The sequence below is a fragment of the Streptomyces sp. MMG1121 genome (assembly GCF_001280015.1).
In the GTDB taxonomy this organism is placed as follows: domain Bacteria; phylum Actinomycetota; class Actinomycetes; order Streptomycetales; family Streptomycetaceae; genus Streptomyces.
Genome location: NZ_LGDV01000119.1, coordinates 44,409 through 58,152, shown reverse-complemented (window position 1 = coordinate 58,152; position 13,744 = coordinate 44,409). Strand labels below are relative to the sequence as shown.

Here is a 13,744-nt window from a genome sequence, read left to right as displayed (position 1 = left end):
GCCCGGAAAGAGCGAAGTGCCCGACCCCAACTGCACCTTGGGGCGGGCACTTCTTCGCAGAGGACCTAGGAACGCTCCCAGGTCACGGTCAGTCGCCGATAAGGGCATCCACGAACGCCTCCGGCTCGAACGGCGCCAGATCGTCCGCGCCCTCGCCGAGTCCGATCAGCTTCACCGGCACGCCCAGCTCGCGCTGGACCGCGACGACGATGCCGCCCTTGGCGGTGCCGTCCAGCTTGGTCAGCACGATGCCGGTGATGTCCACGACCTCGGCGAAGACCCGGGCCTGCACGAGACCGTTCTGGCCGGTGGTGGCGTCCAGGACGAGCAGCACCTCGTCGAGCGGCGCGTGCTTCTCCACGACCCGCTTGACCTTGCCCAGCTCGTCCATGAGGCCGGTCTTGGTGTGCAGCCGCCCGGCGGTGTCGATGAGGACGACGTCGACCCCCATCTCCTTGCCTTCCTTGACCGCGTCGAAGGCCACGGACGCCGGGTCGCCGGCCTCGGGGCCGCGCACGGTGTAGGCGCCGACGCGCTCGCCCCAGGTCTGGAGCTGATCGGCGGCGGCCGCGCGGAAGGTGTCGGCGGCGCCGAGGACGACCGTGCGGCCGTCGGCGACGAGCACGCGCGCGAGCTTGCCGGTGGTGGTGGTCTTGCCGGTGCCGTTGACGCCGACGACCATCACGATGCCGGGCTTGCGGTCCTCGGGCTCGGTCTTGACCGTGCGGTCCACGTCGGTGCCGACCAGCTTGAGCAACTCCTCGCGCAGCAGGCCGCGCAGCTCCTCGGGGGTGCGGGTGCCGAGCACCTTCACGCGTTCGCGCAGGCCCTCGACCAGCTCCTGGGTGGGCTGCACGCCGACGTCGGCGGTGAGGAGGGTGTCCTCGATCTCCTCCCAGGTCTCCTCGTCGAGGTGCTCGCGGGACAGCAGCGTGAGCAGGCCCTTGCCGAGGGCGTTCTGCGAGCGGGACAGGCGGGAGCGCAGGCGGACCAGCCGGCCTGCGGTGGGCTCCGGGATCTCGATCTCGGGAGCCTCGACGGTTGCGGGCGGCTCCTCCACGGCGACCGGTGCCTGGCCGCCCGGGAGATCCACCTCCTCGATCGTCCGGCGCGGTTCGTCGCGCGGCGTCTCGGCCTCGTCGCCGACGTGCGGCTCGGCCGGGGGCGCGGTGATGTCGGGCGTCTTCGGGGGCGGCGGGGGAAGCGGCTTCTTGCGCCGGCTGCCCACGATCAGCCCGCCGAGCGCGCCGAGCACGACCACGGCGATGACTACAGCAAGGATGACGGTTTCCATAACTCGTCCAGTATCAGTCATGGGTTACGACGAGACGTTGTTTGTGGCTTCCTCTGAGAGACAAACGCCACTAAGAGCGAGGAGTCGGAGCAAAGTACGATGGTGGCGACTCTGTTGACGCGCGTAGAGTCCGACCGTTCCCCTATCCCCCCACGTCTGGCCCTTTTTCCATGAGCAAATCCGTCGAGACCGAAGGCGCTCTCGAGACCCGAGGCATCGAGCAGGTCCCGGACAACGAGCGCACCGCGAAGACCCGTGAGCTGTTCCCGACCTGGGTCGGCGCCAACATCAGCGTGCTGCTGCTGACGATGGGCGCGAGCCTCGTCGTGGCGTACCACCTGAACATCTGGCAGGCGCTCGTGTGCGCGGTGGCCGCGCCGATCGTGTCGTACGGCCTGGTCGGGCTGATCGGCATCGCGGGCAAGCGGGGCGGCGCGCCCGGTATGGCGCTGTCGCGCGCGGTCTTCGGACAGCGCGGCAACCTGCTGCCCGGTTCGCTGATCTGGGTCGCGCGCTGGGGCTGGGAGACGATCAACGCGGTGACCGGCGCCTACGCCATGCTCACCATCCTCGACATCGTGCTCGGCATCAAGGCCAACAGCGTGCTGGACATGGTGACGCTGCTGGCGTTCGTCGTGGCGACGTTCGCGATCTCCGGACTCGGCATCAACGCCGTGCAGAAGTGCAACAAGTACGCGACCTATCTCTTCGGCGTCTTCTCGGTGCTGGTCCTCGGCTACCTGGTGGCGAACACCGACTGGTCCAAGGTGATGCACCACAGCGCCGGCTCCACGGCCGCGGTGATCACCGGCGTCGGCATGATCGCGGCCGGCGGTGTCAGCTGGATCCCGACCGCGCCGGACTTCACCCGCTACCTGCCGCGCACGGCGTCCTCGAAGGCGATCGTCGGCACGGCGGTCGGCGGCGCCGGAGTCGTCGTCCTCCCCATGGTCCTCATGGGCGCGGTGATGGCGGTGTCCACGCCGGACCTGGCCTCGGCCACCGACCCGGTGTCCTTCCTCGGTGAGATCCTGCCGACGTGGATCGCGGTGCCGTATCTGTGCATCGCCCTGATCGGCATGCTGCTGATCAACTCGATGTCGATGTACTCGGCGGGCTTCACCGCGCAGACCCTCGGCTTCAAGGTGCCGCGGCACTGGGCGGTCTCGGTGAACGCCGTGATCTCGCTGGTCTTCGGCGGCGTGCTGATGCTGGTGGCGACGAGCTTCATGGGCTCGTTCATCGCCTTCCTGTCGCTGCTGGCGGTCGCCTTCTCCGCCTGGGTCGGCGTGTTCGGCGCGGACATGCTGCGCCGCACGGAGTACGACGGCCGGGCCCTGGCCGACACCACGCGCACCAGCGCCTACTGGTACAAGGGCGGCTTCTCCCCCGCGGCCGTGGCCTCCTGGGCCGTCGGCCTGGTCTCGGGCCTGATGTTCACGACGTCGGACTGGTTCACCGGCCCGCTCGCCAAGAACAACGTCATCGGCGAGTACGGCCTCGGCTGGGTCGCCACGATCGTGATCTCGGGCCTGCTGTACCTGATCCTGCCGAAGCCGGCGGTGGTGGTCCCGGCAGCCGCCGCCGAGCCGGCCGAGGAGCGCGCGACCGTCTCCGCCTGAGGCGCCTCAGGCGGACGGACCGCTCTTGTGCAGAGCCGCGCCCGCCCGGAACCGCAGGCGGGCGCACCGGTCCTTCACCTCCTGCTCGGCATCGTCCGGGCAGCAGCAGTGGCGGGCGAGCCAGTGCAGGTCCGCCGGGTCGAGCCACAGGGCGACCCGGCCCCGGCCGGCCTCCGCCCGTGGATCCGTGGGTACGGCTTCGGTCATCCCGTGAGTCTATCCGCCGCACCACCATGGCCATCTGACGCAGTGTCAGCTACCGTCCCCCTCCACCGCACCGCACCGGAGGGGGACTTTCCCATGCCCGTCACGGTCGTCCGTTTCAACCTCGTCGCTCCCGGCGCCGCCCCCGCCGCGCTCTCCGCCCGCTATCGGGCCGCCCTGGAGATGGCCGCGTACGCGGACGAGCACGGGATCAGCACCGTGCAGACGGAGGAGCACCACGGCGCCGAGAACAACTGGCTGCCGTCGCCGTTCGCCTTCGCGGGCGCGGTGTTCGGCGCGACCCGGACCATCGCGGTGACCGTGTCGGCGGTGATCGGCCCGCTGCACGACCCGCTGCGGCTGGCCGAGGAGATCGCCGTGCTGGACCTGCTCAGCGGCGGGCGGCTGGTGACGGTGGCCGGGATCGGCTACCGGCCGCAGGAGTACGCCCTGTTCGGCGTCGACTGGAAGCGCCGGGGACGGCTGCAGGACGAGCTGCTGGAGACGCTGCTGAGGGCGTGGTCCGGCGAGGAGTTCACCTACCGGGGCCGTACGGTACGGCTCACCCCGCGCCCGTACACCGATCCGCACCCGCTCCTCCTGGTCGGCGGCTCCTCGAAGGCCGCCGCCCGCCGGGCCGCCCGCCTCGGCCTGCCGTTCTTCCCGAGCGCGCACCTGCCCGAGCTGGAGGCGTACTACAAGGAGAAGCTCAGCGAGTACGGCACCGAGGGCTGGACGATGATGCCCGCCGCCGAGACCCCGCTCCTGCACCTCGCCGAGGACCCGGACCGGGCGTGGGCCGTCTACGGCGAGCACTTCCTGCACGAGGCGCGGACGTACGCCGCCTGGCAGTCGGGGCAGATCCGCTCGGCGGTGAAGTCGGCGGCCACGACGGTGGCGGAGCTGCGCGCGGAGGGCGTGTACCGGATCCTCACCCCGGAGCAGTGCGCGGCGCAGGGGCTGGACAGCCTCGTCCTGCATCCGCTGGCCGGCGGCATGCCGGTGGAGGAGGGCTGGCGCAGCCTGCGCCTGTTCGCGGAGCGGGTGCTGCCCGAGCTGGAGGGCTGAGCCGTGGTGGTATCCGGTGGTCCGGCCGGGTCCGGCGGTGCTCCACTGGGGCCATGAGCCTGTTGGTGGAGGTGTTCGTCCGGGAGCCGGACGGGCGGATACGGATCCTCGACGTGCCGGACGACGTGTACCGGTCCGGTGGCTTCGAGTCGTGGCGTACGACGGTGTGGGGGTCCGGGTTCGTGCGCGCGCTGGGTGCCCGCTTCCTGCCCCGGCTGGCCGAGGAGGATCTCTCCGTGGAAGCCGGGGAAGTGCCGGAGTTCCTGCGCGAGGTCGCCCTGCTGCGCACCCGTCTCGACGCGGTCGCGCAGGGCACCGACCGGCCGCGGACGGTCGAGGAACACCGGCATCAGATCGACACCCGCTTGCGGATCATCGAGGAGAACGCCCGCCATGCGCTGGAGATCGGCGGGGGCGTGCTCATCTGGTGACTCATCCCGTGCCGGTGACCGGCACACACGACACCGCCGCCCCCGGTCCGGGCAGTGGCCGGAGCGGGGACGGCGGATGGTACGAGGAGAGGGGCAGCGGGGACTTGGCCCCTACTCCTCGGTCTCGGAGGGCCTCCTTCGGGAGGATCAGCCCATCTCCTCCAGCGCCTTGCCCTTCGTCTCCTTGACGAACTTCAGGACGAACGGGATGGAGAGCGCGGCGAAGACCGTGTAGATGATGTAGGTGCCGGAGAGGTTCCAGTCGGCCAGCGACGGGAAGCTCGCGGTGATGGCCCAGTTGGCGATCCACTGCGCGGAGGCGGCCACACCCAGGGCGGCGGCGCGAATCTTGTTCGGGAACATCTCGCCGAGGAAGACCCAGACCACCACGCCCCAGGACAGGGCGAAGAAGAGGACGAACACGTGGGCGGCGATCAGGGCGACCCAGCCCTGAGTCGCCGGGAGCTTGCCGTCGACCAGGTGGTAGCTGAACGCCCAGGCCTCCAGCGCGAGACCGACGACCATGCCGACCGAGCCGATGAGGGCGAGCGGCTTGCGGCCGATGCGGTCCACGAAGATCATCGCGATCACGGTGCCGACGATGTTGATGATCGACGTCGTGAAGGAGTAGAAGAACGACTGCGAAGGGTCGACGCCGACCGACTGCCACAGCGTCGAGGAGTAGTAGAACGCGACGTTGATGCCGACGAACTGCTGGAAGACGGACAGGCCGATGCCGACCCAGACGATCGGCTTGAAGAAGAAGGAGCCGCCGAGCAGGTCCTTGAAGGTGGACTTGTGCTCGCTCTTCATCGCGTGCTCGATCTCGCCCACGCGCGCGTCCAGGTCGATGTGCGTGCCCTCGACCTCGGCGAGGATCTCGCGGGCGCGCTCACGCTTGCCGACGGAGAGCAGGAAGCGCGGGGACTCGGGGATCGCGAAGGAGAGCAGGCCGTAGAGCACGGCCGGGACGACCATCACGCCGAGCATGACCTGCCAGGCCTCCAGGCCCATCAGGTGGCCGCGCTGGTTGCCGCCGGCGGCGTTCAGCAGGCCCCAGTTGACCAGCTGGGAGATGGCGATGCCGACGACGATCGCGGCCTGCTGGAAGGAGCCGAGCCGGCCGCGGTAGGCGGGCGGGGCGACCTCGGCGATGTAGGCGGGGCCGATGACGGAAGCCATGCCGATGGCGAAGCCGCCGATGATGCGCCAGAAGGCGAGGTCCCACAGCGCGAAGGGCAGCGCGGAGCCGACGGCGCTGATGGTGAAGAGGACGGCGGCGATCTGCATGCAGCGGATACGGCCGATGCGGTCGGCTATGCGGCCGGCGGTGGCGGCACCGATGGCGCAGCCGATCAGGGCGATCGCGATGACCTGGGCGAGGGCGGCGGAGCCGATGTCGTAACGGCTGCGGATGGCCTCGACCGCGCCGTTGATCACGGAACTGTCGTAGCCGAAGAGGAAGCCGCCCATGGCGGCAGCCGCAGCGATGAAGATGACGTGCCCGAGATGCTCGGGATGAGCCGTTCCGGATCCTGACTGAGGTGCCTGCGCTGTGCTGGTCACGTGTATCTCCTCGGGCCGCGGCAACGCTGCCGGGGTGGGGGGGCGAGCCCTTCCCGGTGTTTCCAGTGGCGCATACGTTCACACCACTTACACCTGAAGGTAAAAGCAACGTTGCAGAGACTATGCCTTCAAGTTTCGAAGTCAATAGTTCAACGGCTGTGAGTTTTGAGAAACGCCCAAGGGGTTCGTGTTCAACAAGTGAACACAGAGTGAGTCGATCTTCTAGTGGATCTTGAGTGCGGGCTAACGCAGCCTCTGAGAGATGACCTTTGACACGCCGTCGCCCTGCATGGACACGCCGTAGAGCGCGTCGGCGACCTCCATCGTGCGCTTCTGATGCGTGATCACGATCAGCTGCGAGGCCTCCTGCAGCTCCTGCATGATCCGGATGAGTCGCTGGAGGTTGGTGTCGTCGAGCGCGGCCTCGACCTCGTCCATGACATAGAAAGGGCTGGGCCGGGCCTTGAAGATCGACACCAGCAGCGCGACGGCCGTCAGCGAGCGCTCGCCGCCCGACAGCAGGGAGAGCCGCTTGACCTTCTTGCCCGGCGGGCGCGCCTCGACGTCCACGCCGGTGGCGAGCATGTTGTCGGGATCGGTCAGGATCAGCCGTCCCTCACCGCCCGGGAACAACCGGCTGAAGACGCCCTCGAACTCACGGGCGGTGTCCCGGTAGGCCTCGGTGAAGACCTGCTCGACGCGCTCGTCGACCTCCTTCACCACTTGAAGCAGGTCGGCGCGGGTCTTCTTGAGGTCCTCCAGCTGCTCGCTGAGGAACTTGTGCCGCTCCTCCAGCGCCGCGAACTCCTCCAGCGCCAGCGGGTTGACCTTGCCCAGCTGCTGGTACGCCCGCTCGGCCGCCTTCAGCCTGCGCTCCTGCTCGGCCCGGTGGAAGGTCCGGGGCTGGTTGCGGGGATGCTCGGGGTCGTCGGGCAGCACCTCGCCGTCGGCGGGCGGGGAGGGCGGCACGGGCAGATGCGGCCCGTACTCCGACACCAGCCCCGCCGGTTCGACGCCCAGCTCCTCCAGCGCCCTGGTCTCCAGCTGCTCGATCCGCAGCCGTTTCTCGGCGCCGAGCACCTCGCCGCGGTGCACCGAGTCCGTCAGCTTGTCGAGGTCGGCCTTGAGATCGCGGCCGGCGGTGCGCGCGGCGGTCAGCTCCCGCTCGCGCGCGGCCTTGGCGGCCTCGGCGGCGGCGCGTTCCTGCTCGCCGCGGGCGAGGGAGACCTCGACGTGGGCGAGCAGTTGCCGGGCGCCGGAGGCGACGGCCCCGGCGACGGCCGCCTCGTGTCGCAGCCGGGCGCGGCGCTGCTCGGCACGCGCGCGTGCCTCGCGTTCGGCGCGGGCGGCCCGGTCGAGCGAGTCGGCCCGCCCGGCGAGACCCTTGACCCGCTCCTCGTGGGTACGGACCTGGAGCCGGGCCTCCATCTCCGTCTGCCGCGCGTTGGCCCCGTCGGCGGCGAGCCGGTCGCGCACGGAGGTGTCCGGCTCCTCCTCGACCGGCATCTCCTCGGCGACGGCGAGCCGCTCGGCCAGCTCTTCGGCGTCCTGTACGGCCTTCTCCAGCGCCTCCTGCGCGCGGGCGGCGGCAGCGGCGGAGCGCTCGGCCTCGCCGGCGGCACCGCGCGCCTGCCCGGCGAGCCGGCCGAGCTGCTGGGCGACGGCCGACTTCTCCCGGTCGGCGGCCCGCCGCCGCTCTCCGATCTCTTCTACGAGAGCGGCGGCCTCGGTACGCCGCTCGACTGCCGCCCGCTGCTCCCCGGTCAGCACCTCGCAGCGCACGGCCAGCTCGGCCAGCTCGGCACCGGCCTCGTCGACCGAGGCCTGCACCTCCAGCAGACTCGGCGCCCCGGCGGACCCGCCGTGCGCGAAGTGAGCGCCGAGCAGGTCACCCTCGGCGGTCACGGCGGTCAGCTCCGGGTGCGCGTAGACCAGGTCCTCGGCATCCTCCAAGGAGCCGACGACGACGATGCCGTGCAGGAGGCGGCGGACGGCGGGCATGAGTTCGGCGGGCCCGCGGACCAGGTCGGCGGCGAGGCGCTCTGCGGGGAGGGCCGTGCGCTCTGCGGAGAGGGGACTGACGGACGGCCGGGCGTCCGCGGGCTCGTCGTGGCTGGTCGCACCGTTCCCCGCGCCGTCGGCTGTGTCGGCGGGGCCCGCCATCGGCAGTCGAAGGTCCGCGGGTTCGTCGGGGCCGGTCGCGCCCTGCGGCGGAGCCCCATATCGAGACGGCCCCGCGCCCCCTTGGGGCGCTTCTGCCGCCAGCAACAGTGCCGCCCGGCCCCCGTCCTGCTTGCGCAGCAGGCGGATCGCCTCGGCTGCCGATGCGGGGGTGGTCACCGCGATGGCGTCCGCCGCCGCGCCGAAGGCCGCGGCCAGTGGGACCTCGTAGCCGGGGGTGACCGTCAGCAGTTCAGCCGCCGGGCCCAGGACTCCGGTGAGCCGGTCCCGTGCCCCGAGCAGTATTCCGGTGCCGTCCTTGCGGCGCAGGCCCAGGGCCAGGGCTTCCTGGCGGGCCTGCGTCGCGGCGCGGCGGCGTTCGGCTGTGGTGAGCGCCTCGCGGGCCGCGCCGAGGGTGGCTTCCGCCTCCGCGAGCTGCCGCTTGGCCGCCTCGTGCCGCTCGGCGAGATCCGCGTCGCCGGCGTCGAGGCCGTCGACCTCGGCCTTGAGCGCCTCGTACTCCTCCTGCGCCGCGACCGCCCGCTCCTGGGCCTCGTCGCGGGCCACGGTCAGCCGGTCGATCTCGGCCTGGGCCGAAGCGGCGCGTGAACGGGCCGCGTTGACCTGGCCGGAGAGCCGTGCGAGGCCCTCGCGACGGTCGGCGATGGCGCGGGCCACGTCCTTCAGCCGGCGTTCCTCGACGGCCAGTTCGCGCTCCAGCTCGGCCCGGTGGGCGACCGTGTCGTCCAGGGCGTGCTGGGCCGCGTCCAGGGCGGCCTCCAGCTCGGCCTCCTGTTCGCGGATGCGAGCGGCCTCGCGCTCCAGGTCCTCGGGGTCGCGCCCGCGCCGCTCCTCGGGGGGCGCGGAGGTGGCGCTCGTCACCCGGGCGTCGGCCAGCGAGACGGTGCCGCGCACGCGTTCAGCCAGCTGGGACAGCTCGTACCAGGTCTGCTGGGCGCGCTGGAGGCGGGGCGTGAGCTGGCGTACCTCGGCCTCCAGCAGGGATTCGCGCTGGAGCGCCTTCTTCAGTTCCTGTTCGGCGGTTTCTTTGCGTTCCTTCAGGGCCGCCTCGTCGGCGATCTCGTTCTTCAGCGCCTCGCGCAGCCGTACGAGGTCGTCGGCCAGCAACCGCAGCCGCGCGTCCCGCAGGTCCGCCTGGATGACGGCGGCCCTGCGGGCGACCGCCGCCTGGCGGCCGAGTGGCTTGAGCTGGCGGCGCAGTTCGTCGGTGAGGTCCTGCACGCGCGCGAGGTTGGCCTGCATCGCGTCCAGCTTCCGCAGCGCCTTCTCTTTGCGCTTGCGGTGTTTCAGGACACCGGCGGCCTCTTCGATGAAGGCGCGGCGGCCCATGGGATCGGCGTGCAGGACGGAGTCGAGCTGGCCCTGGCCGACGATGACGTGCATCTCCCGGCCGATGCCCGAGTCGGAGAGGAGTTCCTGGATGTCGAGGAGGCGGCAGGTGTCGCCGTTGATCTGGTACTCGCTGCCGCCGTTGCGGAACATGATCCGCGTGATGGTGACCTCGGCGTACTCGATGGGCAGCGCGCCGTCGGAGTTGTCGATGGTCAGGGACACCTCGGCGCGGCCCAGCGGCGGGCGGCCGGTGGTGCCGGCGAAGATGACGTCCTCCATCTTGCCGCCGCGCAGCGACTTGGCACCCTGTTCGCCCATGACCCAGCTGAGCGCGTCCACCACGTTGGACTTGCCCGAGCCGTTCGGGCCGACGACACACGTGATGCCCGGTTCGAACCGGAGTGTGGTCGCCGAGGCGAACGACTTGAACCCGCGGAGGGTCAGGGCCTTGAGGTGCACGCCGCCGGACTCTACCGGGCGCCACCGGCACACTCCACGAACCCTCGCAACCGCGCGGTTTCACCACTGAACATGCAGGGCACACCGTACGTTAAAGAGGGTGAAAGGATGCACGGGGGAAGAAAGAAGGGACGCCGAAGCGTCCCTTGCAACTCTGACGACTGGGTTTCAGTCGCCCGGATCAACTGAGCGGTTGATACGGCAGCCTGATCGCTGCAACTGCTGTCGTGGAGCGATGCAGTGATCAGGTGAGCGCAGGCTCCGCCTGGTGTGCGTCGATGCTCTCCATGATCCTGTCCTGAGAGGCGGCAGCCGTCAGCGCGTCGTTCTCCGCCTGGATCCGTACAAGCTCGGACTCCAGGTCCTGGACGCGCTGCTGCAGCCGTCGCATCTCGGCGAGGAGTCGAGGGTCCGAGCCGCCGACGTAACCGAGAAGCGCCTTTGCCATGATGGATGGTCCTCCACACTGAGTGACCGACCGATGCGGTGTGGGTCGTGAGGGATTCGCACCCGCGGTGCTTGGCACATCCGGGTGTTGCTCTGCTGTTGCTTCATGCCAAACAGCTAAGGTGCGCGGGGCTTTCAGCGTCTCACCAAAAAGTTTGACGGTCAACACGATCACGCCCCGTATTGGCGGGCGAACCGGGGGCACGCGGCCGGGAAATCGGCGGCGCTGCGACTCTTCCGGTGCCTGCGGGCGTGACGATCAGTTGTATCAGCGGAGCCTGCCATGCCACGCCGTTCTTGGCAACCACCAGGCCGTTTCCGCTGTGGGCACCTGCCCCCGGCAGCTCCCTGCGGGCCGGCCCGCAGGGTGTCGCGGGAACCGGCTCAGCGGATGACGAAGCTGTCGTAGCCGCCGCGAGGTGTGTCCCAGATCTCGGTGACGCCTTCCACGAGCCCGGGCGTGTCGCTGCCCTGGAGCCAGTCGAGCAGCCCCTCGCAGCCCTCGCGCGGCCCTTCCGCGACCACCTGGACCCGGCCGTCGGCCAGATTGAGAGCAAAACCACTCAGGCCGCCGATCTCCAGCGCCTTGGCGCGTGTGAACCAGCGAAAACCCACGCCCTGCACGTGTCCACGCACCCAGGCAACCAGTCGTACGTCCTCGTTCATGCGTGCAACCTAACCGGCCGATGTCGCTCGGGACACGGCGGCGCCCAGAGGCATGGGGTACCGTCCCCACCCAATGAATCTCATATGAAACTCACTCGATCGAGTGAGTCGGGTTGGCCAGAGGGAGTCACTCGCCAGGCAGGGCCCGGGCCGACCGCGAGCACGAGGAAGAGGGCAGGGGACATGGGTCGCCACCGACGCTCCGCCGCCGGCCGCGCCGCCGCGGGCCGCACCACGGGGGTCACGCAGACGAACGGCTCCGCCACCGGGAGCGCCGGCCCGCAGGACTCGTACGCGGGTGGCCAGGCGCCCAGGGGCATCGCGCCGTATCTGAACCCGGAGGCCTATTCCGAGGCGAGCGCCAGGGCCCGCACCTATCTGTTCGCGGGCGACGGAGACGGACCGGACTCCGGCGCGGGCGGCGGGTTCACCCCGGGCCGCGGCTCCTTTGGCCGCCGACGCCGCAGAAGGGTCGCGCGGCCGGTGCGCGCGAGTCTGCTCGGTACGGCCGCCGCCGTCGCGCTCGGCACGACCGCGGTGGCCACGGGCGTGGTGCCGGGCCTGGGGCACTACAAGCTCGGCGGCAGCACGGACACCACCGGCGGTGAGCAGGTGCGGGCGGCGGATTCGCCGAGCGACGCGGCGGCCGAACAGGGCGGTACGTCGGGCAGCGCCGACAGCCTCGCGGGCGGCCTCGGCACCACCGGCCCGACCTCCGCACACCCTCGGTCCCCGAGCCCCTCCACGTCGAAGCCACCGGCCTCCCCGACGCCCAGTGCGTCGAAGACGGCGTCCGCGAAGCCGACGCCGAGGGCCAGCGCGTCCACGTCACAGCCGAAGAGCACCCCGTCGCGCACGGCGAGCAAGGCAGCGGCGGCGAGCGCCGCGCCGATGGCGGTCTCGTCACAGAGCGCCGCCGAGGCGGAGGTGCTCAAGCTCGTCAACCAGGAGCGGTCGAAGGTCGGGTGCAGCCCGCTGTCGGGGAACTCCTCGCTGACCCGGCTGGCCGAGTCGTTCAGCGCCGACATGGCCGCGCGGGGCTTCTTCGACCACACCGACCCGGACGGCAAGTCGCCGTGGGACCGGGCGGCCGCGGCCGGCATCAGCAACCTCGGCGGCGAGAACATAGCCCGCGGCCAGGCCGACGCGGCAGCCGTGATGCAGGCCTGGATGAACAGCCCCGGCCACAAGGCCAACATCCTGAACTGCGACTTCAAGACCCTCGGTGTCGGCGTCCACTTCGGCACGGGCGGCCCTTGGTGGACGCAGGACTTCGGCTACTGAGGCTCACAGGGCGCGGCGGTAGGCCAGCCCGGGGCGGCCGTTGAGCAGCGTCTCGCCGACGACCACGAAACCCGTGCGGGCCAGCACCGCCCGCGACGCGGCGTTGTCGAGGGTGGCCCGGGCCCGCAGGACCGTGAGCCCGTACCGCTCGGCGGCCAGCGCGCACACCTCCCGCACGGCCCGGCCGGCCAGCCCCCGGCCCGCCGCCCGCTCCGCGATCCGGTAGCCGAGTTCGGCGCCGCCGTCGGCCACGTCCACGAGGTTGACCCGGCCCAGTACCTCGCCGTCGGCGTCGACCACCACGTGGAAGTAGCACTCCCCCGCCTCCTGCTCCGCCAGCAGCGCGCGCAGCCGCTCGTCGAACCGGGCGAAGTACTCCTCGCCCCGGTCCGGGATCGACGCGGCGAAGTACGCCCGGTTGTCCCGCTCGAAGGCGAGGAGTGCGGGCGCGTGGTCCGGGTGGAGCAGACACAGCTCGGGCATGCCGGGACCGTACGCGCCCCGGCCCGCCCGCGTCCCCCGCGTTTCGGCGACCTCAGGCGGCGATGCGACCGCGCGCGAACACCAGAGCCGTCTCGGCCACCCGGCGGCCCAGGTGCTCGGCCGTGGCGATGTCGGCCTTGTGGACACCTTCGGGGCCCTGGTCGTTGTTGCTCTGCGCGGCGGCTCCGGCGAAGAAGCCGAGGCGGTTGAGGTCGTTCTCCGAGGCGGTGCTCGCGTTCCAGCCGGGGAGCAGGCCGAGGCTGACCCAGCTCATGCCGTGCTGGGCGGCGAGCGTCTGGAAGAACTGCAGCGTGTGCAGCTTGTCGCCGCTCTTGGAGGCCGAGTTGGTGAAGCCGGCGGCCAGCTTGTCCTGCCAGGCGCGGGTGTACCAGCGGCCCGAGGTGCCCTCGGCGAAGACGTGGAAGGCGCCGGAGGCGGTGCCCATGTAGGTGGGCGAGCCGAAGACGATCGCGTCGGAGCGGTCCAGCGTCTCCCACTGCTCGTCGGTGATCTCGTCGACCTTGATCAGGTGCACCTCGGCACCCGCGTCGGCGGCACCGGCGCGGACGGCCTCGGCGAGGACGGCGGTGTGGCCGAATCCGGAGTGGTAGGCGATGGAAACGACAGGGGTGGTCACGGGGACTCCTCGAATGGGCAGCTCGGAAGCAGTAACCAAAGAAAAGCACTAACTTCTGGTTAGTGCAAGC

General features: G+C 70.8%; 12 protein-coding genes. 4 read left to right on the top strand and 8 right to left on the bottom strand.

The window, feature by feature from the left end; all coding sequences use genetic code 11:
- Nucleotides 1-88: 88 nt before the first annotated feature.
- On the bottom strand, nucleotides 89-1,294 hold the full coding sequence (gene ftsY / locus ADK64_RS13035; protein WP_053658352.1) for a signal recognition particle-docking protein FtsY: 1,206 nt from the start codon (nucleotides 1,292-1,294) through the stop codon (nucleotides 89-91).
- A 170-nt stretch (nucleotides 1,295-1,464) separates the two neighbouring features.
- Between ftsY and ADK64_RS13030 the strand changes: the two genes are divergently transcribed.
- Entirely contained in the window at nucleotides 1,465-2,916 is a 1,452-nt protein-coding gene (locus ADK64_RS13030) for a cytosine permease (protein WP_053658350.1), read from the top strand.
- Nucleotides 2,917-2,922: 6 nt separating this feature from the next.
- On the opposite strand, the gene ADK64_RS13025 is transcribed toward ADK64_RS13030, so the two are convergent.
- The gene (locus tag ADK64_RS13025) at nucleotides 2,923-3,123 is read right to left on the bottom strand and encodes a hypothetical protein (RefSeq protein WP_053658348.1); all 201 of its coding nucleotides are present in this window, start codon (nucleotides 3,121-3,123) and stop codon (nucleotides 2,923-2,925) included.
- A 93-nt stretch (nucleotides 3,124-3,216) separates the two neighbouring features.
- Here ADK64_RS13025 and ADK64_RS13020 point away from each other — a divergent pair, with 93 nt between their 5' ends.
- Entirely contained in the window at nucleotides 3,217-4,188 is a 972-nt protein-coding gene (locus tag ADK64_RS13020; protein WP_053658346.1) for an LLM class flavin-dependent oxidoreductase, read from the top strand.
- Between the two features lie 53 nt (nucleotides 4,189-4,241).
- Entirely contained in the window at nucleotides 4,242-4,619 is a 378-nt protein-coding gene (locus ADK64_RS13015) for a hypothetical protein (RefSeq protein WP_053658344.1), read from the top strand.
- 147 nt (nucleotides 4,620-4,766) lie between these two features.
- Here the strand turns inward: ADK64_RS13015 and ADK64_RS13010 are convergent, their stop codons facing one another.
- From ADK64_RS13010 to ADK64_RS12995, 4 genes are all read right to left on the bottom strand, one after another.
- Nucleotides 4,767-6,185, bottom strand: coding sequence for a sugar porter family MFS transporter (locus tag ADK64_RS13010; RefSeq protein ID WP_053658342.1), 1,419 nt, complete (start codon nucleotides 6,183-6,185; stop codon nucleotides 4,767-4,769).
- Between the two features lie 243 nt (nucleotides 6,186-6,428).
- Nucleotides 6,429-10,157, bottom strand: coding sequence for an AAA family ATPase (locus ADK64_RS13005; protein WP_053658339.1), 3,729 nt, complete (start codon nucleotides 10,155-10,157; stop codon nucleotides 6,429-6,431).
- A 244-nt stretch (nucleotides 10,158-10,401) separates the two neighbouring features.
- Nucleotides 10,402-10,605, bottom strand: coding sequence for a hypothetical protein (locus ADK64_RS13000; protein WP_023546484.1), 204 nt, complete (start codon nucleotides 10,603-10,605; stop codon nucleotides 10,402-10,404).
- A 383-nt stretch (nucleotides 10,606-10,988) separates the two neighbouring features.
- Nucleotides 10,989-11,270, bottom strand: a complete 282-nt coding sequence (locus tag ADK64_RS12995; protein WP_053658337.1) for an acylphosphatase — start codon at nucleotides 11,268-11,270, stop codon at nucleotides 10,989-10,991.
- A gap of 183 nt (nucleotides 11,271-11,453) precedes the next feature.
- Here ADK64_RS12995 and ADK64_RS12990 point away from each other — a divergent pair, with 183 nt between their 5' ends.
- Nucleotides 11,454-12,554 carry a CAP domain-containing protein gene (locus tag ADK64_RS12990; protein ID WP_053658335.1) on the top strand — a complete coding sequence of 367 codons (1,101 nt, stop codon included), beginning with the start codon at nucleotides 11,454-11,456 and terminating at the stop codon, nucleotides 12,552-12,554.
- A gap of 3 nt (nucleotides 12,555-12,557) precedes the next feature.
- Here ADK64_RS12990 and ADK64_RS12985 read toward each other — a convergent pair whose 3' ends face one another.
- The gene (locus tag ADK64_RS12985; RefSeq protein ID WP_053658333.1) at nucleotides 12,558-13,037 is read right to left on the bottom strand and encodes a GNAT family N-acetyltransferase; all 480 of its coding nucleotides are present in this window, start codon (nucleotides 13,035-13,037) and stop codon (nucleotides 12,558-12,560) included.
- A 52-nt stretch (nucleotides 13,038-13,089) separates the two neighbouring features.
- Nucleotides 13,090-13,674, bottom strand: a complete 585-nt coding sequence (locus ADK64_RS12980; protein ID WP_053658331.1) for a flavodoxin family protein — start codon at nucleotides 13,672-13,674, stop codon at nucleotides 13,090-13,092.
- Nucleotides 13,675-13,744 lie beyond the last annotated feature (70 nt).